Here is a 20,716-nt window from a genome sequence, read left to right as displayed (position 1 = left end):
TCCTTTCATAGCCGATTTCTCTTTTCTTTTGTCATCTTATTTCTTGGAGGGGATCAACATTAAAATCAAAACCTTGCCCCCACAGGTCATATTGATCACGGGGAAGATCCGCATAAGGTTGGCATGAAAAGACAGCCGCATATACCTGCCTTATCATAATCGCTTGTTGACTCTTAAGACCGCTTATAGGATCAATGATAGGATCGCCTATAACCATTCCTTCACGGTCTAAGTAAAAGCGCAACCGCACAACAGGACGATCTTTTAAATCGCCACCAAGCGCCACAAGTTTAAGCTTCTGTTGAATACATCCCCCCGCAATATTGACCAATGTTTGTGCCATTTTTGTGGTATCATTCATGTTTTTTCTTACCCCTAAAGCTTCTGGTGTATCAGAATGTTTTGCTCCCCCTCCTTGTGTTCGTACACGATTGAGCAAATTATTTTCTTCCAGTGCTAAAATATCTTCAATGGTTTGTTTTTCTTGGTTTTTTTTGTTAGGATTTTGCATCTTTTTATTCAATATAGCCCCATTCTTCATTGGAGATTCTTCGTCAAATTTTGGCTTAAATTGTGGAAGAAGAGGTTTTTCTGGAAGTGCAATTTTGGGTTCTTGATGAACAACCTGTTCTGCTGGTGCCTTTCGTACCCCAGGAGCCAATTCTTTTGGCAATATCATCTCTTCATTCTTGTGCACAAGCTTTGGTGCTATCTTGAGAACATCTTCTGGCGCTGTCAAAGGCTTCTCAGGTGTAAGCTTAGACATCTCTTCTGGTGTTGTCAAAGGCTCCTCAGGTACAAGCTTAGACGCCTCTTCTGGTGCTTCTAAAGGCTTTTCAGGTGTAAGCTTAGACGCCTCTTCTGGTGCTTCTAAAGGCTTTTCAGGTACAAGCTTAGACATCTCTTCTGGTGCTTCTAAAGGCTCCTCAGGTGTAAGCTTAGATATCTCTTCTGGTGCTTCTAAACGCTTTTCAGGTACAAGCTTAGACGCCTCTTCTGGTGTTGTCAAAGGCTTCTCAGGTGTAAGCTTAGATATCTCTTCTGGTGTTTCTAAAGGCTTTTCAGGCACAAGCTTAGATATCTCTTCTGGTGCTTCTAAAGGCTTTTCAGGTGTAAGCTTAGACGCCTCTTCTGGTGTTTCTAAAGGCTCCTCAGGTACAAGCTTAGGCATCTCTGCCGGTGTTGTCAAAGGCTCCTCAGGTGTAAGCTTAGACGCCTCTTCTGGTGTTTCTAAAGGCTCCTCAGGTACAAGCTTAGACATCTCTTCTGGTGTTGTCAAAGGCTCCTCAGGTACAAGCTTGGATGTTTCTTCTGTTTTTGTTTCAACTGGTTCTGTAAGTTTGGAGGTTTCTGACGTGTTGCTTGACGGCGACGATGTGGTTTCAACAGGACGCGGCTTTTCTTTTGGTTGAAAAGGCGCAAGACTATCTATTTTTCCCTCTCCAACATGACGTGCATCTTCTGTTTCTTGGGGGGCAGTCGTTGGTTTAACGGCAGGGATTGCACGAAGTGGTGCTTTTAGAGCGCCTTGTTGAGAAGAAAACTCTTCCATCAAAGGAGCAAGAGTGATAGGAATTGCTTCCAAGGGTTGTGGTAAAGAAACAGAGCTTGTAAACTGAACAGCGCCCCAACTGAGAAAAATGACATGGACTATAAGGGATAAAGCCAAGCCTCGTTTCATGCTATGATAGGAGTCTTTGTTCATTCTTTATGCCTTAATTTATACCTTACATTTTTTTATTTTTAATCACTCTGTGCTATTTAAAAAACACTAAAAACAATAGCTTATGAAACGTTTTATTATTGCGCAAGACTTGCTAACGCAACTTGAGAAAACCCTGCTTTTTGAATATCTGCGAGCAATTTTAAGACTTGTTGATATTCAACAGTTTTAGCAACGCGCACAAAAATCCGTTGATCTTTTTGTGTCGCATCCGCTTCCAGAAGAGTTTTAAGTTGTGCAATTAGCTCTTGTGAAGTTTCATAATAATCTTGATGAATAGCAAAGCGCCCTTGAGCGTCAAGTGAAACTGTAAGAGGCGTTTTTTGTGCATGTACGGGCCCTGCTTGACTCCGTGGCAAATCTAAAGGAACTCCATTCACCAAAAGGGGCGCAGAGACCATAAAAATAATAAGCAACACCAGCATGACATCCACAAAAGGGGTGATATTGATCTCACTCATCAACTGGTTTTGTGAACGATTCCGTCTACGTGTATTTTTTCGAGAAGAAGAAGCAACAGAAATACCCATGGGACAAGCTCCTTTTTATAAAGAGGAAGTTGCTGCGTGTGTTTCATCAATACGCCGCGATACAATTGTTGAAAATTCATCAGCAAAGTTTTCTATTTGTGCAATGATGCGGGCACTTTCATGGATCAACTTATTATAGGCAATAACGGCTGGAATTGCTGCAAACAAACCAATAGCGGTTGCCAAAAGTGCTTCTGCAATCCCTGGCGCTACAATGGCAAGAGATGTATTTTGAGAAGCTGAAATAGAAAGAAAAGACTCCATAATACCAACCACTGTTCCAAAAAGTCCGATGAAAGGTCCTGCGGATCCAAGGGTTGCAAGAAAACTTAATTTTGATTCTATTTTTTCACTTTCACGTCCCAACGTCAAATCCATCGCCTTATCAATTCTGCTCTGCAAACTTGCCGATGTATGGGTCCCTTTTTCAAGAGATTTTTTCCATTCACTCATTGCTGCCATAAAAACAGCAGATATGCTATTGATGCGTTGATTTTTACACGCAGCATAAAGATCTTCTAACGCTTTTCCTGACCAAAATGTACGTTCAAATTGCTTTATTTCACGTCGTATTCTGCGATACGTAAAAATTTTATCAAAAATAATGGCCCAACTCCAAATGGAAGCGAGCAGCAACCCAATCATAACAGATTTAACGACGAAACTCGCTTGCATAAACAAATGCAACATTCCCATTGTTTCTGGATTTGTTAGTTCACCATGCAGCATAATTTTTATCCCTCTAAATGAAAGGTGCATTTCTTAAAATTCTATAAAACAGATTATTTTATAGTTTCTAAATTTAATAAAAAAACCTTAGTCTCACATAAATTCACACGTTAAAACAAGACCCGTTTTTTAAATTTCTTTTAAAAATGATCATCAAAGGCATCCCACAATATACCTTATCCCTAAACAGCATCCCAAACAGCATCTATGAACAAGAGTACAAGCCCTCTCTACTAAGTGATATTAAATCTATTCCACCTTCTGTGACATTTATAAAAAAGCAGCTAAACCATTAACGTTTCCAGCTCGAAATATTGTAATAAGTCTTGGCATTTAAAAAAGTTCATGAAAAGGCATTTTATTCCTTTCTCAATTATTTTTCTTCCTCACGCCCCAATCCTACTTGTGACATGCCAAAAAATGATTTTGATGAATGCACACAAAAGCTTGAAATAGGAAAATCTTACAAACCTCAAGATTATCTGAAAGTGAAAATACAATGAACGATCATGCCCCCTCAATAGGGGAACATCATGAAAAATCACGCATAGCCTCAAGCTATTATTGTTCTCCTCTCAATAGAATTTCAGCTTCCTGTTTAATGAGATTATACTCTCGATTACAAAAAAACAAAATAAATCATCATAGAAGGTTTCACTTACCTTAAGAGAGAGTGTGCTTTTTCTGTTGCTTATCAATCAACATCCAGCTCTAATGCAGCCGCATGTTTGAAACAAAGATTAAGGTGGATGAAAGCTCTGCAAACCACTCCAGCTTTTGTTATAGCAGATGGAGGGCAAGGATATTGCGTATCTTTAGTTTGTGTAACTTCTGAAACGGTCAGATAACCTAATTTAGGGAGAACATAAAGGCGAACGGTAAAAACCAGTTCCCAGCCTTACTATTATCTTTTAATTCAGCTTTACGGCTTTTAAAACTCTCTAGAGCAATGTCTTTTAATAATAAAGATTACGCATTGCCTTTTGTTTCTCACGTTTTTTTATGGGATTACGACCATCATATAAAAACAGAACACTACTGATTTGCGCATTCGCGGGTTTTGATTAATACACTCGCGGGTTTTTTTAAGAAACATTTTGCAACGCTCGTCACACCCATTTCACGACGTCGACTATGAATGGTATAAGACAAATTCAGTAAGCTGCCCTATCTTTGAAGTTTATGAAGAATGCAGCACTATCACACATTTTGCTAGCCTTTGAGTGTTGTGGACCAAACCTTGGCTTTGAAGGCGGTTCATGAAATGGCATTTTTTATAGTTTTATCCACACGGTTCTCTCTGCTTTTTATGTGCAAGCCCAAGTGGTTTAATTGATTCAACATGAAAGAGATTTAAAAAGAAAGAATTTGATGCTCTTTAAGGGCTCTCATTCAATAGGTAAAACAGTACTGTATCATTATCAATCAATTCGTTGTCAATAATAAACCCTGCTATTGATGCGGGGCTTTTATATATGTGACTAAAGAGAAGAGGTGAGAGATGTTTTTTCAATCTCTCATAGGTGAAGCAAGGGGGTGAAGCAAGGGGCCCTCGATGAAAATTATACAGATAGTTTTGCTAAAATCTCATCGCTGACATCGAAATTAGCATAAACATTTTGCACATCATCATCTTCTTCTAATGTTGAAATCAGTCGTAAAACGGATAAAGCTTTTTCTTCATCTATTGGAGCAAGGGTGGTGGCTTTCCAAATTGTTTTAATCGATTCTGCTTCACCCAGTTTTGCTTCAAGTGTTTTTGAAACTTCACCAATATCTTCAAATGCGCAGGTAATATGATGTCCCGTTGCTTCTGATTGTACATCTTCAGCACCGGCTTCAATTGCTGCCTCCATGATGTTGTCTGCTGTTCCTGCTTCTGGCTTGTAAATTATTTCCCCAATCCGATTAAACATGAAACTTACAGACCCTGTTTCTCCTAAGGCTCCTCCGGATTTGGTGAAGGCGGCGCGTACGTTTGAAGCGGTGCGGTTACGGTTGTCTGTTAATGCTTCAACAATGACGGCAACACCGCCTGGTCCATAGCCCTCATAGCGGACTTCATCATAATTTTCGACATCAGAGCCGGAAGCTTTTTTAATCGCGCGTTCGATATTATCTTTTGGCATCGACTGTGCTTTGGCATTTTGGACAGCCAGCCTTAAACGTGGATTCATGGCCGGATCAGGCGCACCTTGTTTTGCTGCTACGGTAATTTCGCGCGCAAGCTTAGAAAATATTTTCGAGCGCATTGCATCTTGACGCCCTTTACGGTGCATAATATTTTTAAATTGTGAGTGACCTGCCATAGTTTTCCTTCCTGTTTCAAGGGCTGTTCTTCCAGTTGGATATTCTTTAGAATTTCAAAGCGATAAAACCACGCATCCCACCAGAATAAATGTGCCACAGCATGGGGTGAAATAATCGAATAAACCCTTTATAAGAAAATTCATCTTAAAGGTAAAGATCCCCTTGCTTAAGGATCATGATAAGAGAGGTCTCTTGTCGTTGAGCAAAAATCACGCTATAACAAAATATAATCTCACGGCAAAATGGTTTATTCCATGTCTCGCTTTGTTTTTAAGAGTGGGTGGGAAAAACTGATATATAACAAAGTTCCAGTGCTCTTGAGTGGGCGATATAACCTGCCTCATAGAATAGAAGAGGCGCAGAAGAGGATTTATAAAAATGGCAACGCAACTTTTGATGCCCAAAGCGACAGCTGTTTGGTTGGTTGATAATACAGCTCTTTCTTTTGAGCAGATTGCAGAATTTTGTAAATTACATGTCTTGGAAGTCAAAGCTATTGCCGATGGAGAGGCAGCTTATGGTATTAAAGGTCTTGATCCGATTAGTTCTGGGCAGTTGACGCGCAGTGAAATTGCACGGGTGGAGGCCGATCAAAATGCACGCTTGAAAATTTCTCAATCGAGGGTGCACATTCCTGAAAAAAAACGGAAAGGTGCGCGCTATATCCCTCTTTCTCGACGTCAAGATCGTCCCAATGGTATCTTATGGTTGGTCACAAACCATCCCGAGTTGAAAGATGCACAAATTGCACGATTGATTGGAACAACAAAAGCAACGATTGAACAAATCCGCCTTCGGACCCATTGGAATAGTGCCAATTTATCTCCTCTTGATCCTGTAGGACTTGGCTTGTGTTCACAAATCGATTTAGACTTTGAACTCCAACGTGCGGCAAAAAATCGTCTTGTTGCTGCAGAAGAAGATAGGTCGTTGCTTCCTGCTTCTGTAACGGAAAATGCTGCTCTAGAGGAACATGAGAGTGCAGAAAATCAAAACAAGACTTTTGATGCTGATAAAGTTTTTGCAAAGTTGAATGCGTTACAAAAAAATCATCAAGATCAAGAGGATGTATAAATAGCATGGTATAAGGGTAACATTTCTCATAAAAATGCAAGAGAAATAACCGGAGAGAAGAAAAATGAGCAGAGACTAAAAAATGATGACAAAAGTAAGAAAAATCGTCTTCATTAGGAATTATACAGTTATTCTTAAGAAATATTTTTAAGAATTTACCCTTCTTTACGAAATTCAAGGAGAAACGGACTATGCGCTTTACCCAAAATACCTTTTTTCATTCTTTCGCTTTTCTCTTTTTTTCTCTCTATGTTTGAGTGGGTGTGATAAAAAAAATATCGGGGCATTGAACGGTATGAATGGCGCCTATATGAATAATGCTGGTTTCAATCAACTGTCACCAGGTTCAGGACAAGAATTTACTGTTAATGTGGGAGATCGCGTGTTTTTTAGTCTCGATTCTTCTTCACTTAATGCAGACGCTGAACGTACTTTAACGCGCCAAGCAGAATGGTTGCTTCATTATCCTTATTATTCTATCATGATCGAAGGTCATGCCGATGAGAGGGGAACACGTGAATATAACTTGGCACTGGGGCAGCGCCGTGCTGTTGCTGTGCGAAACTATTTGGTATCTCTTGGTGTGTCTGCACAACGGATTCAAACAATTTCTTACGGAAAAGAAAGGCCTGTAGCAGTGTGTGATGATATTTCCTGTTGGAATAAAAATCGACGTGCTGTGACAACGCTGAATGACATGAATAGTCGTTAAAGAAAGAAAATTGTTTATTTCAACCATTCAATAAGCTCTTAAGGGGAGAAAAGAATGTATCGTAAAATAAATTGGAAAACGATTTTTTATATGGCGGTTTTCGTAGCTTGTTCACTTTCATTTGCTGAAAGTGCGGCTCGAAAGGCTTCGGAATATCCTGCACATGATACGGATAAAGCTGGTACCGCTGATAAAGCAGCTTCCGATACAGAGAAAAACGCACCTGATGCCGCTGATAAGGCTGCTTCTGAGAAGATAGAAAAAGCCACTGATGCCGCTGATAAGGCTTCCGATGCGGTAGAAAAAGCCACTGATGCTGCTGATAAGGCTGCTTCTGATGCAGAGAAAAACGCATCTGACGCTGCTGATAAAGCCGCTTCTGAGAAGATAGAAAAAGCCACTGACGCTGTTGATAAGGCTGCTTCTGAGAAGATAGAAAAAGCTACTGACGCTGCTGATAAAGCGGCTTCTGATGCAGTAGAAAAAGCTACTGATGCTGCTGATAAGGCTGCTTCCGATGCGGTAAAAAAAGCCACTGATGCTGCTGATCAAGCTTCCGATGCAGTAGAAAAAGCTTCTGACGCTGCTGATAAAGCGGCTTCTGAGAAGATAGAAAAAGCTACTGATGCTGCTGATAAGGCTGCTTCCGATACAGTAGAAAAAGCTTCTGACGCTGCTGATAAAGCGGCTTCTGAGAAGATAGAAAAAGCCACTGACGCCGCTGATAAGGCTGCTTCCGATACAGAGAAAAACGCATCTGACGCTGCTGATCAAGCGGCTTCCGATGCAGTGAAAAAAGCCACTGATGCTGCTGATAAAGCGGCTTCTGAGAAGATAGAAAAAGCTTCTGATGTTACTGATAAGGCGGCTTCTGATGCGGTGAAAAAAGCCACTGATGCTGCTGATAAGGCAGCTTCCGATGCAGTGAAAAAAGCCACTGATGCTGCTGATAAAGCGGCTTCTGATGCAGTAGAAAAAGCTTCTGATGTTACTGATAAGGCGGCTTCTGATGCGGTGAAAAAAGCCACTGATGCTGCTGATAAGGCAGCTTCCGATGCAGTGAAAAAAGCCACTGATGCTGTTGATAAAGCTGCTTCTGAGAGGATAGAAAAAGCTTCTGGTATTTCGGAGCATCAAGGGATTATATTAGAGAATCAGCAGGCTTTATTTAAAGATTATGATTTAGATAAGCTTTTGCATAAGATACGAACGGTGCTTGAGCATAATAATCTAAAAGATGTTAGCAAGCAGTTTCATGAGCTTTTTGATAAAAAAGACACTTCTGTTTATTCTTGTTCCTCTGAAAATGCTGCTTTGGATGAAAAATCCCAAACTGTAGAAGAAAAGATGGGGCAGGAACATAGCGCTGATGATCAGACAAAGGTTGCTGATGTAAAGGATCATGATGTAAGTGCTCATGTCGAATCACATCAGAATGACGCTCTTTCTTCTTCAAAAGCTTTGTATAAGGAAGGGTATGATTTTATTCGTTCTGCCAATTATGTTGATGCTGAAAAAAGCTTTTGTGCTTTTCAAAATCGCTACAAAAAAGACCCTTTGAGTGATGATGCTTTATTTTGGTTGGCTGAATCTTTGTTGGGACAAAAACGTTATCATGAAGCAGCACAAGTTTATTTAAGCGCATGGTATGCCGATAAAAAGAAACTCTATACTTCCGAGATTTTGCTAAAATTAGCAAGAAGTATGATCGCTCTTGAGCCCAATAAGGGGGATTGTGCGCATTTTATGAAAAAATCAAAACATCATCAAATGTTAGAGTCAGTGTTTTGTAAATCTACAAAATAAGCAGCGAGGTCATGTTTGGTGTGCGTTAGACTGGCAAGAAACCTCTTTAAAACATCGGATTTTATTCAATGTCGACGCGTGATTCTTGCCGTCTCAGGGGGAAGTGATTCCTTGGCTTTGATGTTTTTGGTCAAAGAACATTTGGAAACCCTCTCTGTTTCCCCAGAAATAATTGCTGTCACGGTTGATCATCAATTGCGTGAAGAATCAGCACGTGAAGCAGAAATTGTTGCGGAAATTTGTCGTGCTCATCACATTAAACATGTCACTGTGCGGTGGGAAGGCGAAAAACCAAAGACGCATATTGCTTCCAGCGCTCGTGTTGCACGCTATAATCTTTTGGTTAAAGAAGCGCAAAAACAAGGTGCCTCCCTTATTATGACGGGCCATACACTCAATGATCAGGTTGAAACCTATCAAATGCGGTATCAACGTCTCCAAAAGAGTCGCGCTACTTTGCACGGTGAAACTGGTGCTGTGCGTGAGGGTGTTCCTGCGGGCGGTTCTGCTGGTGCGTTGGGTGATAAAGCGGGTGCTCTGTGTGAGGGCGTTTCTGCGGGCGGTTCTGCTGGTGCGTTGCATGATGAAGGTCATGCCAGAGAAACGAGAAACGATATTGCCGAAAAAAGTTATGGAGCCCTCTATGCGCGTGGTTTATCTTGTATTCCGCGTGAGGCATTGTTGCATAGAAAAGTGCGTTTGATTCGGCCGCTTCTTGGGGTCAAACGTCAAACATTGCGGCATTATTTACGCTCACAAGGAAAAACATGGATTGAGGATCCCACAAACGAAGATCGCAATTTTGAACGTGTGCGGGTGCGTCAATCTCTTTCTTCGCAAAAGCTTGTTGATATTGCTCAAAAAATAAATGAAGCCGCATTACAACGTCGTCAACAAGCGCAAAATATGGCCGATTTGATCTCAGCGCTGGATATTACGGTTCAACATGGGCGTTGTTTCATTGCAAAGCCTGCACCATTTTTACAGAAACATTCCTGTTTTCCTTTCGTCATCGGGCTTTTTGCGGTGCTCATGGGAGGGGGATTTTATTTGCTCCCTAAGCAAAAATTGAGCACGATTGTTCAAAAAATCTGTTTTCATTCTTCAGAAAAGAAGCGTTTTACTTATGCTGGCTGTGTGATTGAATATAATAAAAGGGGAATCGCTTTTTGGCGTGAAGGGCGCAATATGAAAGAGGCTCTTGTTGAGCCCAATAAAACGCTCATATGGGATGGACGCTATCAGGTTATCAATCATGGATCTGAAGCGATAAAGGTTGGAGCGGCTCATTTAGAACAGCTGAAATCTTTATTGAAAAACAGCGATTTTTATCTTAAAAAACCTCATTTTCCCTCTTTACAATCGCTGCTGATGATTTCACATGATAAAGGATATGATATTCCAGAGTTGCTTTCTCAAGCGGTTATTTATAAAAATGTTATCATCAAGCGAATTATGGCACCTTTCGATTGGCTTTCCTCACGTGAAGATGCTGCATTGGTGAATGTTGTGGAACCTTTTTTTAATCTTGAGGTGAAAAGATAAAGAAAAATAACGCTAAAAGAGAATAAACAGCTTCTCATCCCTTGGCAAGGGGCTGACAAGGTTATATGTTAAGGGGAACTATTTGAAATCTATATTTGATTAAGTGGGCTGAATATGAATTCCAATTACCGCTCTCTCCTCATTTGGGGAGTTATTGCCTTGATTTTGATTGTGTCGTTTTCTTTCTTTAATGGAGATAGTCAACGTTCTGGTGGTGGAGAAGTCTCCTATTCTGAATTTTTGCAAAAAGTTGAGAATAACGAGCTAAAATCGGTGACCATTCAAGGTCAAAAATTAACAGGACAAACTGTCGAACGTAGAACTGTTTCAACTTTTGCACCACGTGATCCTAGTTTGATACAAAAATTGGAAAGCAAAAACGTCAATGTTAAAGCTATTCCTGAAAGCTCTGGAAATAGTATATTCCTTAATCTTCTTTTTTCCTTACTGCCTGTTTTTATTATCGTTGGGGCGTGGGTCTTTTTTATGCGACAAATGCAAAATGGATCACGCGGCGCAATGGGGTTTGGCAAATCGAAAGCAAGATTGCTTAATGAAGCACAAGGACGTGTTACCTTTAAGGATGTTGCAGGCGTTGAAGAAGCAAAGCATGACCTGCAAGAAATTGTTGAATTTTTACGCGAACCACAAAAATTTCAACGCTTAGGAGGGCGTATTCCACGTGGTGTTTTGCTTGTTGGTCCTCCAGGAACCGGTAAAACGCTGTTAGCGCGCTCGGTGGCGGGTGAAGCTAATGTGCCTTTCTTTACCATTTCAGGGTCTGATTTTGTTGAAATGTTTGTTGGTGTTGGGGCAAGCCGTGTAAGGGATATGTTTGAACAGGCTAAAAAAAATGCGCCTTGTATTATTTTTATCGATGAAATCGATGCTGTTGGACGCCATCGGGGGGCTGGACTGGGTGGTGGAAACGATGAACGCGAGCAAACTTTAAATCAGTTGCTGGTCGAAATGGATGGGTTTGAGCCCAATGAAAGTATTATTCTGATTGCTGCAACAAACCGTCCGGATGTGCTGGATCCTGCTTTATTGAGACCAGGGCGCTTTGATCGACAAGTTGTTGTGCCAAACCCAGATGTTTCTGGACGTGAGCAAATTTTGAAAGTGCATGTGCGCAATGTTCCTTTAGCGCCTAATGTTGATCTGAAAGTTTTAGCAAGGGGAACTCCAGGGTTTTCCGGTGCAGATTTGATGAATCTTGTCAATGAAGCTGCTCTTATGGCTGCAAGCCGTAATAAAAGAGTGGTGACGATGCAAGAATTCGAAGATGCAAAAGATAAGGTGATGATGGGGGCTGAGCGCCGTTCAACCGCTATGACACAAGAGGAAAAAGAGCTCACGGCTTATCATGAAGCCGGACATGCTATTGTCGCTCTCAATGTGCCGGTTGCTGATCCTGTCCACAAAGCAACAATCGTTCCAAGGGGAAGAGCATTGGGAATGGTGATGCAATTGCCAGAAGGTGATCGCTATTCCATGAGTTATCGCTGGATGATTTCTCGTTTGGCCATTATGATGGGGGGACGTGTGGCTGAAGAATTGAAATTTGGAAAGGAAAATATCACATCGGGGGCTTCTTCTGATATTGAGCAAGCAACCAAATTAGCGCGTGCCATGATCACACGGTGGGGATTTTCTGATCTGCTTGGGAATGTCGCTTATGGCGATAACCAAGATGAGGTTTTTTTGGGTCATTCTGTTGCGCGAACACAAAACGTCTCTGAAGAAACAGCCCGTATGATTGATATGGAAGTGCGTAAGCTTATTGATGATGCTTATAAAAGTGCTACAGAAATTTTGAAAACAAAAAGAAAAGAATGGTTTTCTTTGGCACAAGGCTTGTTGGAATATGAAACTTTAACAGGCGCTGAAATTAACGAAGTCATTGCAGGAAAGCCGCCGTCACGGACACAGAAAGATGAAAATGCTGCTCCACGAACTTCTTCTGTTCCAAAAACTGGAACAGTGAAGGCAGGGGACTCTGTGGTCGATGAAAAAGATGCTAAAACAGCGCCTAAAACAGCAGCCCATAAAGCAGAGACCATTAAAGGTGAGGACGACAAAGTAGAGGGCGCTGGTGGAAAGAAAACAGCAAAATCCAGTGATCCTAAGTCCAAGGAGACTGAGTCTAAAAAGGCGCAACCGGATGAGGCTCAGAAAAAATCGCAAAGCGCAAAAGGTTCCACAAAATCAGTTAATCGTTCTCAAAGTAAAAGCAGCGCTGAAAAAAAGCCTAAACCTGCGCAATCTGATAAAGAAAAATAAGAGCTTTTTAATAACGCTTGAGTAGCTATGTTTTGAAAAAAACTTTTAAATTTTTTGAAAAAGGCGCAAGCTTTGCTTGCGCCTTTGATTGTAACATTTATCAAAATATGGAAGCAAAAAATTAAGCAAAGCTATTGTATAAAACCATTGTATTATGATGGCTTCGTAGCGGATAAGGTGGTCTATTGCCTTGCGGATTTGGCAAAAAGCGTTTGAGGGGAAGCAATAGATTACTTTGAGGCGTTGGAAAAAGGGTTGTGAGACTTGGCGATGGAGTACTCTTTGCGAGTTTAGCAGGGCTTGAGGTGAGATGATGGAGTGTTGGTTATCTATTTTGCAAAGATGAGAGGTTTGGTGGTGGGGGTAGCGTGTGCAGATTTTGGTCAAGGGTGGGAGGTTTGGCGATGGAGTACTCTTTTCGTATTTAGCAGGGTTTGAGGTGAGATGATGGAGTGTTGGTTATCTATTTTGCAAAGATGAGAGGTTTGATGGTGGGGGTAGCGTGTGCAGATTTTGGTCAAGGGTGGGAGGTTTACAATGGAGTACTCTTTGCGAGTTTAGCAGGGTTTGAGGTGAGATGATGGAGTGTTGGTTATCTATTTTGCAAAGATGAGAGGTTTTGTGATGGGGTAGCGTGTGTGGATTTTGGTCAAGGGCGGGAGGTTTACAATGGATTGCTATGCAAATTTGGTTCAAGCCATGAAATATTCTTTGGTTGCTGTTTAAGGGATATGTAAAGCTTTTTAGGAGATAATATTGTTTTATATGTGCGGTGTAGAAACATTATTGGTTGAGCATGGTTTAGGTTATGTAGATGCTGAAGAGTTTTTTGATGATCTATAAAAGATGAGAGACGCGTTCAATGGTCTTACTTATAGGGGGAAGGGAATATGGTGAGGGGATCTATTGTACCAAGGGGGCTGTTTGAGTTTTTAAAAAAGCCAAGGGAAGAAAGAATAAGGAAAGAGGCATGGTACAAAAATATTTTGGTACAGATGGAATTCGCGGGAAAGCCAATTCATTTCCTATGACAGCTGATTTTGCCATGAAGGTAGGGATGGCTGTGGGGATTTTATTCCGTTCACAACATCAATCGCGTCGTGTGGTGATTGGCAAGGATACCCGATTATCTGGCTATATGTTGGAAAATGCTTTGGTTTCAGGGTTGACGGCTGCGGGGATGGAAGCTTTTTTATTGGGCCCTGTGCCGACCCCTGCTGTTGCCATGCTTTGTCGTTCACTGCGCGCGGATCTTGGGGTGATGATTTCTGCTTCTCATAATCCTTTTTATGATAATGGAATTAAGCTTTTTGGTCCGGATGGTTTTAAACTTTCAGATGATATGGAAGCGAAAATTGAACAATTAATCGATACCGATCTTTCGAAATCTTTAGCAAGTTCTGCTGAAATTGGTTATGCAAAACGGGTTGAGGGAGATATTTATCGTTATATTGAATATGCCAAACGAACTTTGCCGCGTGATGTTCGCTTAGATGCTGTGCGTATTGTGGTGGATTGTGCCAATGGGGCTGCCTATAAAGCAGCGCCTCGTGCTTTATGGGAGTTGGGGGCTGAGGTTTTTGCTATTCACGATGAACCTAATGGGACCAACATTAATCAAAAATGTGGCTCAACGGATTTAAGCTCTTTAAAACGTAAAGTACATGAAGTGCGTGCTGATGTAGGGATTGCGCTTGATGGAGATGGCGATCGTGTTCTCATTGTTGATGAAAAAGCACAAACGGTTGATGGGGATCAGTTGATTGCTGTGATTGCTGAAAATTGGCATAAAATGGGACGATTACGGTGCAATGGCGTTGTCACAACGATTATGTCCAATTTAGGGTTGGAGCGGTTTTTGAACGGCAAAGGCTTGGATCTTATCAGAACAAAAGTTGGAGATCGTTATGTTGTCGATGCTATGCGTCAAAAGGGATATAATGTTGGAGGTGAGGCTTCGGGGCATATTGTACTTAGTGATTTTGGGACAACGGGTGATGGGTTGGTGGCGGCTTTGCAGATTTTAGCTTGTATGAAGGAAAGTCAAAGTCCTATGAGCCAATTGTGTAAACGGTTTGAACCTGTACCGCAAATTCTAAAAAATGTAACGATTAAAAATAAAAATGTCTTGAAAAAAAATCCCGTCAAAACGGCCATTGATCAAGCAGAAAAGCGGCTGGGAAAAGAAGCACGGTTGGTGATCCGTGCTTCTGGAACTGAGCCGGTGATCCGCCTTATGGCTGAAGGGGATGCACGAGACATATTGGACACAGTTGTGACAGAGTTGATGGATGTGATCACCCATCATGATGCAAGTGTGGGATGATGCAAGCATGGGGACTACGCTTGAGGAAACTTGAATTCTTTTAAAGGTAAGCGATTAGGTCATTTTTAAAAGAAACAGAAGGGAGTTTTTGGAATGATCTGTTGGAGGAAAGTTAATTAAGTAGAAGCGATTGATCTTTGGGGATGTTTTTTGCTTGGGGGGGGGGCGGTAAGAGGATTTTGGTGTGTGCTTTCTCAAGCCTCTTGAGAGAGGGGAAAAATTTTTTGAATTATACACAAGATTCTTGAAGTGTATATAAGGAAAATATGCGTGTTCAGAATAATCTGACCACATTCAAATTAGTCAGATGATCTTCGGTTGTGGTAAAAGGGCTGATGAAAATGTAGAGAAAAGCAAAACAGCTTTTTTCTAAAAAAACAATCAATCACTTCAAATTAAAACTTTTAGATGAAGTATTGTTTCATGTTTACATGGGGTGTTGTTTTACATGGGTTGCTGTGTGAAAAGTATTGAAGTGGTTTTATGGAATTTTTAGCTCAAATGAAGGGGATTTTTCTTCAGGCGCTTGAAGAAGCCAAAAAACGAAAAAAGTGCTTTCTTTTATTGTAAAAGGAAGCATTTCGGGGGGAATTCAAAAAGCTGCTCTGGTTATCGCTATCATTTTCAAAAAATATTGCGAGAAATTGATTCAATCATCTGCTGGATATTGACGGGCGATGATGGCTAAAGAAAATAGAGGAAAACTGTAGTATCTCGAACGTTCTTTCTACGCTTTAGCTTCAATGAAGCTTCTGAGGAAAAATGAAGGATTGGTGTTTGCAAAAAGCGAGAAAAAACCAGCCAATAAAATCAAATGATCAAAAAAAATCTTTGTTCAAATCAGAACTGAATGAAGTTTTTAAAAGCTTTAGAAATGCTCAAAAATCCTAAGTAAGTTGTATCATGAATTTGATATAAAACTGAAAAAGGGGAATGAAATGCCCAATGAAACAAACGGAAGATGAAATAAACGGAAGAAATGTTATTAATATATCAGCCATCGATGTGATGGACTTGTTTGAGATTGTACTCTCTTTATTCTTAATCATTCACATGATAAGCAATATTGAAACAATCGAGATTGAAGCAATCGAGACTGCATGATTTTCTCTTAAAATGAAAAAAAGATATAACATTAATCACTTCAGATTTAAAACACTGAAAGAACGGCTTTTTAGTTTTTCTTTTAGGGATGATGATGATTTTTAAAAAAGAGACAATGTATTTTTAATTAAGTTAAGTGATCCATAATCGCATTTCAAATACGAATTTGGCATCTACAAAGACCATCTTAAATTTAGCTGATCATTGCTATGAAGCAATATAAACAAAACGAGGAAGATAAAAAATCAAGTTTTTTAATTGAATGGAGAAAGAGATTGGATACAAAATCCTGCGGGGGTCTTAATGCATAACCTCTCTCCCCAAGAAAGAATATATACGAGAGATTTTCATTTGGCAATTACTTTTAAAGAGTATGGAGATAAATTAATGTAAAAAATTTTGTTATGCGTACTTTATTGGGTTGATTGGGTTAGAAATCTGTACCAATAGCTTTTGCTTGCATCTTTTCGTAGAGTTTTTGCATTGCTTTGATATTTTCTCTTCGCATATCAATAATCGATTTTTCAATATCAGTTAAACGCGCCTTGTCAAGATTCCTCAATCGTGCATAGTGAGATGCCATTGCTTGTCGCGCTTCGTCATAAGGTAAACCACCTTTCCGATTTTTGGATAAACTATAAGCCTTGTTTATCACCTTATATTGTACAGGTTCACCAACAAGCACCACGTGCCTCTTGACAACATCTATTTCAGTTAATGCTGTTTTGAGACTACTGGCCATAGCTTTGCTGTTAGCGTATCTTAAAAATCATTTTCTGCAAGACTCCGCTCCGTATCAAGAAGTAACGAAAGACCATCACTTTTTCCAATATTACGAATATGATTACATAAATCATTCCGTACACTATGTAATTTCTTGGTGATCAATATTTTTTCAAGACTTTGCACATAGCTATCTTCTTGTGATAAGATCCAATCTGATTTTTCGAATTTTTTAGAAATGATGACCTCCTATCACAACGCCTTTCTCTAACCAGTCTGGACCATATTCTTCATCAGCATTCTTGGGTAGAAAACCCATATCACGAATAAATTATGCTCCACGTCGATTTTTAAGAAATAAAAGTGTGTGAGCAGGTAGTTCAACCATTGCTAACCATTCCCATACTGCTCGGTTGTCATTTGTTTTAGCCGCTGCTTCTGATTCAGCAGTATAAATACAGTTTTGATCTAAGCCTTCTGCTCGTCATTTTTCACGTTCAGCATCGGTCATATAACTTTTGGGTAATTTCTTTTGCATGAGAAATTCCTTTTTGTAATTTGTCTTGAAATATTCAATCGAATGATTAAATCTGATCAATCAAATTTCCTATTTTATCATTGATAAATTTTATTTTTTATCAATGAAAACAATGGTTTTTTCTGATATGAAATCATCTATTTATTTGACATTTTTTTTTGAATAAAAATATATCATTTTAAATCTAAATTGACGTTTTTATTAAATATGGCAAAATTTTACGCTTATTTGCGCGTTTCTCGTGATGGACAAGATACAGAAAATAAAAAATTTGGCTTGTTAGAATATGCTAACAGACATGGCTTTGCACCACTCCATATTGAAGAGGAAGTTGTAAGTAGGGGACAAGACTGGCGCAAGCGTAAACTTGGAATATTAATTGAAAAAGCAGAACGGGGTGATGTATTACTCACACCTGAGTTTTCTCGTATTGCTGGTTCTTCTCTTATCTGTTTGAGAAATTCTCAAAGTTAGCTAGTGAACGGGGGTTGATTGTTCATGTGACAAGACAAAATCTCATCATGGATGGGAGTTTACAGAGCGATATCATCGCAACTGTATTGGGTATGGTAGTGCAAATTGAAAGACATTTCATTCAAGAGCGCACAAAAGAAGCTTTAAATGTTGCTCGTCAACGAGGGATAAAACTAGGGCGTCCACAGGGAAGTATTGCTATGCAATTAAAGCTAGACAATCACATTGATGAAATTCAAGCATTTATAAATGTTGGGTTGTCACAAAGCCGTATTGCTAAGACACTAGGCGTTAGTGTAAATACCTTGCGCTTATTTATTGGACGAAAAAATATCAAACCTACAAAAGTTAGGCCGATCATTACCATGCCAAGAGCATAGGAAAATTAAGGCAAGCTATACCAAGTTGATCGCCCTCCTCCATGACGTATCAAAAGACCTTTTTCAACGAGTGATGTAAAGGTTGCTTTAAGTGTATTGGGACTTGCTCCAATTTCACGGACCATATCGCGGGTTGTAACACGCCCATGAGCACGAACATAGTCAAGAATATTAAGAGCCAATTCAGATAAAACCAAAAGGGCATTTTTTTCACTTTCTATTTTCATTTCTAATTGGCGTTTTTGTTTTTGTAGAGCACGTAAAAAGAAGAGTACCCAAGGTTCCCAATTAGGCGTCTTCGTATAAATTGTCTTTTGCGTTTGATTCAAAGCTAAGTAGTAACTTTCTTTATTATTCTCTATGATGCTTTCAAGTGACGAATATGGTACATAAACATAGCCTTTTTGTAACAAAAGCAAGGTTGTTAAGATACGGCTTAAGCGTCCATTTCCATCTTGGAAAGGATGAATAGCTAGAAAAGTAACATTAAAAATAGCAATCATAAGTAAAGGATGAAGATTGTTTAATTCATTGGTTTTATTAAACCAATCAATAAGTTCTTGCATTCGGTATGGTGTGTCAAATGGTGTTGCTGTTTCAAAAACAATGCCAACCATTTCCTCTTTAGAATTGAAGGCTGCTACATCATTACGTAATGTCTTATATTCCCCTCTATGACGTTCATCCTTATCGCTCTCATATAAAAGATCACGGTGCAACTGTTTAATATGATTTTCTGTAATAGGAATATCTTTCCAAGATTGAAAGATTGTTTCCATAACTTTTGCATAACCAATAACTTCCTGTTCATCATGGCTCTTAAAACTTTTAACGTCTAAGTTTAATAAAAGCTTTTCAATCTCACGGTCTGTTAATTTATTTCCTTCAATACGCGTAGAAGATCCAATACTTTCAACAGTTGCAATATGGCGCAGAGCATTCAAACGTTCTGGAGCAAGAGTTCCAAAAGCGCGCCACGCACCTTTGAATTCATCAATCTCAGTAATAAGAGCTAATAATTCTTGTGTGATTTTGAGTGTATCTGTTTGCATACCGGATTATATACCCGATTATACCGGATTATCAATTATTTTTCTATAAATCCCATGAAAATAAAGAACTTTTCACATTACAGTCTTCGTTTACTCTTTAAGAAAGAAGTTTTGTGGACTGTCCGTTTTGCGTTAATAGGTCTATTGCTAACTTATCAAATGAAACAAAAGTTTTACCACCCAGCCAATTCCCCTCATAAGATATAATTCCATCAGCAAAATCTCCACCAGATTCAAGGATAGTAAGCCCTGCTTCAACCGCTGGTCGATTCATGACTATATTACTGGTTGCAAGTAAATCACGTAACATTCCAGCAATATCTTCTTTTGATAATTTTGCACCTCGACGAAGTATCCAAACAAGTTCACATAAACAAGGTAAAGAAATAGCGATGAGTGAAGCTTCTCTTAAGATTTTGCTTGCTGCTTCACCTTGCTTTTTATCATCTTGTAAAACAGCACGCGCTAGAACATTTGTATCGACAGTAATCTTCACTTTTCCCCCGCCCAACCAGAGGCAGAAATTTCATTCATTTCTTCAATAGTCAGTGGTTTTTTAACTTTTCCAGCAAATCGTCCGATAAAACTATCAATTGTGTTTGTAGGTTGTGCTGCCTTTATACGAAGTTCACCCCCTGGTAACTTGTCAAATTCAACTCGCTCACCTGGTTTAACACCAAGATGCTGGAGTAAATCCCGCTTCAGCGTCACTTGTCCTTTTGCTGTAACCGTTAGTGAAGGCATAGAAAAATCCTCTTAGTACAGATATCGTTATTGAGTATATATAAAAAATAATGAAAAATTCAATTACTTTTTTAAATTTGCCAAAGAGCTATAGGGCTGATCTAGAACGTGAGGAATTTTAAAATATCTGTTTGCATACCAGAATATATGCATGATTATACCCAATTGTAATTCATGAAACATGACATAATAAATATTTATTCTGTCCGTACAGAATACGTAATAAATATTTAAATTATTTGCAATTAAGCACTTATTTATCAAATGGTTAAAGCGCCGTACACTCTATAAAAACTTTCATTCTATTCGGCAATCAACCACAAAATTGCTTTTTGTTTTTTAGGCTTGAGTTGTCTAAAACCTTTTAAAAGAAAGTATTCTTCTTTGTTGGAAATGCCTTCATCATAAGGGTATGCAACATTTCTTTTTTGGGAAATATCGCTATAAAAAAAGGAGATATCAACATCGAGGATGTCAGCAATTTCCTGCAAACGTCCAGCTCCTATGCGGTTTGTAGCTTTTTCATATTTTTGGATTTGTTGAAAGGTTACTCCTAAGAGGTCCCCTAATTGTTTTTGAGACATTTTTAACACTTCTCTTCTGAAGCGGATTTTTTTGCCTACAGAAATATCATTTAAATGTTGATTTTTGGTTTGCACTTTG

16 protein-coding genes and 3 pseudogenes are annotated in these 20,716 nt (G+C 39.5%); 8 read left to right on the top strand and 11 right to left on the bottom strand.

What is annotated here, in order from left to right; translation table 11 throughout:
* Positions 1-31: 31 nt before the first annotated feature.
* From tolA to AC6ER9_RS02910, 4 genes are all read right to left on the bottom strand, one after another.
* Positions 32-1,705 carry a cell envelope integrity protein TolA gene (tolA, locus tag AC6ER9_RS02925; protein ID WP_497074925.1) on the bottom strand — a complete coding sequence of 558 codons (1,674 nt, stop codon included), beginning with the start codon at positions 1,703-1,705 and terminating at the stop codon, positions 32-34.
* Positions 1,706-1,800: 95 nt separating this feature from the next.
* Positions 1,801-2,253 carry a protein TolR gene (gene tolR / locus AC6ER9_RS02920; protein ID WP_497074924.1) on the bottom strand — a complete coding sequence of 151 codons (453 nt, stop codon included), beginning with the start codon at positions 2,251-2,253 and terminating at the stop codon, positions 1,801-1,803.
* A 15-nt stretch (positions 2,254-2,268) separates the two neighbouring features.
* The gene (tolQ, locus tag AC6ER9_RS02915; protein WP_497074923.1) at positions 2,269-2,982 is read right to left on the bottom strand and encodes a protein TolQ; all 714 of its coding nucleotides are present in this window, start codon (positions 2,980-2,982) and stop codon (positions 2,269-2,271) included.
* Positions 2,983-4,544: 1,562 nt separating this feature from the next.
* Positions 4,545-5,291 carry a YebC/PmpR family DNA-binding transcriptional regulator gene (locus AC6ER9_RS02910; RefSeq protein WP_497074922.1) on the bottom strand — a complete coding sequence of 249 codons (747 nt, stop codon included), beginning with the start codon at positions 5,289-5,291 and terminating at the stop codon, positions 4,545-4,547.
* Between the two features lie 379 nt (positions 5,292-5,670).
* On the opposite strand from AC6ER9_RS02910, the gene AC6ER9_RS02905 reads away from it, so the two are divergent.
* From AC6ER9_RS02905 to AC6ER9_RS02875, 7 genes and pseudogenes are all read left to right on the top strand, one after another.
* Entirely contained in the window at positions 5,671-6,366 is a 696-nt protein-coding gene (locus tag AC6ER9_RS02905; protein WP_497074921.1) for a DUF1013 domain-containing protein, read from the top strand.
* A gap of 191 nt (positions 6,367-6,557) precedes the next feature.
* Positions 6,558-7,078: pseudogene (gene pal, locus AC6ER9_RS02900) on the top strand (peptidoglycan-associated lipoprotein Pal).
* Between the two features lie 54 nt (positions 7,079-7,132).
* The gene (locus AC6ER9_RS02895; protein ID WP_497074920.1) at positions 7,133-8,884 is read left to right on the top strand and encodes a tol-pal system YbgF family protein; all 1,752 of its coding nucleotides are present in this window, start codon (positions 7,133-7,135) and stop codon (positions 8,882-8,884) included.
* Positions 8,885-8,902: 18 nt separating this feature from the next.
* On the top strand, positions 8,903-10,429 hold the full coding sequence (gene tilS, locus AC6ER9_RS02890) for a tRNA lysidine(34) synthetase TilS (protein WP_497074919.1): 1,527 nt from the start codon (positions 8,903-8,905) through the stop codon (positions 10,427-10,429).
* Between the two features lie 114 nt (positions 10,430-10,543).
* Positions 10,544-12,712 (top strand): ATP-dependent zinc metalloprotease FtsH, encoded by a 2,169-nt coding sequence (ftsH, locus tag AC6ER9_RS02885; protein ID WP_497074918.1) that lies wholly within the window; start codon positions 10,544-10,546, stop codon positions 12,710-12,712.
* 970 nt (positions 12,713-13,682) lie between these two features.
* The gene (glmM, locus tag AC6ER9_RS02880) at positions 13,683-15,038 is read left to right on the top strand and encodes a phosphoglucosamine mutase (RefSeq protein ID WP_497074917.1); all 1,356 of its coding nucleotides are present in this window, start codon (positions 13,683-13,685) and stop codon (positions 15,036-15,038) included.
* A 945-nt stretch (positions 15,039-15,983) separates the two neighbouring features.
* Positions 15,984-16,142, top strand: a complete 159-nt coding sequence (locus AC6ER9_RS02875) for a hypothetical protein (protein ID WP_497074916.1) — start codon at positions 15,984-15,986, stop codon at positions 16,140-16,142.
* Between the two features lie 430 nt (positions 16,143-16,572).
* Here AC6ER9_RS02875 and AC6ER9_RS02870 read toward each other — a convergent pair whose 3' ends face one another.
* The 3 genes and pseudogenes from AC6ER9_RS02870 to AC6ER9_RS02860 form a co-directional block, all read right to left on the bottom strand.
* Positions 16,573-16,884 carry a hypothetical protein gene (locus AC6ER9_RS02870; protein WP_497074915.1) on the bottom strand — a complete coding sequence of 104 codons (312 nt, stop codon included), beginning with the start codon at positions 16,882-16,884 and terminating at the stop codon, positions 16,573-16,575.
* A gap of 20 nt (positions 16,885-16,904) precedes the next feature.
* Positions 16,905-17,051 (bottom strand): hypothetical protein, encoded by a 147-nt coding sequence (locus AC6ER9_RS02865; RefSeq protein WP_497074914.1) that lies wholly within the window; start codon positions 17,049-17,051, stop codon positions 16,905-16,907.
* Between the two features lie 46 nt (positions 17,052-17,097).
* Positions 17,098-17,322: pseudogene (locus AC6ER9_RS02860) on the bottom strand (hypothetical protein).
* Positions 17,323-17,610: 288 nt separating this feature from the next.
* Between AC6ER9_RS02860 and AC6ER9_RS02855 the strand changes: the two are divergent.
* Positions 17,611-18,257, top strand: a pseudogene (locus AC6ER9_RS02855) (recombinase family protein).
* Positions 18,258-18,262: 5 nt separating this feature from the next.
* Here AC6ER9_RS02855 and AC6ER9_RS02850 read toward each other — a convergent pair.
* The 4 genes from AC6ER9_RS02850 to AC6ER9_RS02835 all read right to left on the bottom strand — a co-directional run bounded on the left by AC6ER9_RS02850 (position 18,263) and on the right by AC6ER9_RS02835 (position 20,712).
* Entirely contained in the window at positions 18,263-19,309 is a 1,047-nt protein-coding gene (locus tag AC6ER9_RS02850; protein ID WP_497074913.1) for a Fic family protein, read from the bottom strand.
* Between the two features lie 97 nt (positions 19,310-19,406).
* Positions 19,407-19,805 carry a type II toxin-antitoxin system VapC family toxin gene (locus AC6ER9_RS02845; RefSeq protein WP_497074912.1) on the bottom strand — a complete coding sequence of 133 codons (399 nt, stop codon included), beginning with the start codon at positions 19,803-19,805 and terminating at the stop codon, positions 19,407-19,409.
* A complete protein-coding gene (locus AC6ER9_RS02840; protein ID WP_497074911.1) occupies positions 19,802-20,053 on the bottom strand; it encodes an AbrB/MazE/SpoVT family DNA-binding domain-containing protein in 252 nt (83 codons plus the stop codon). Before AC6ER9_RS02840 ends, AC6ER9_RS02845 begins: the two co-directional genes overlap by 4 nt.
* A gap of 302 nt (positions 20,054-20,355) precedes the next feature.
* Positions 20,356-20,712 carry a helix-turn-helix domain-containing protein gene (locus AC6ER9_RS02835; RefSeq protein ID WP_497074910.1) on the bottom strand — a complete coding sequence of 119 codons (357 nt, stop codon included), beginning with the start codon at positions 20,710-20,712 and terminating at the stop codon, positions 20,356-20,358.
* Positions 20,713-20,716: the final 4 nt, after the last annotated feature.

This window comes from Bartonella sp. SL317, assembly GCF_059687655.1.
This window is presented reverse-complemented; position numbering and strand designations above follow the sequence as displayed.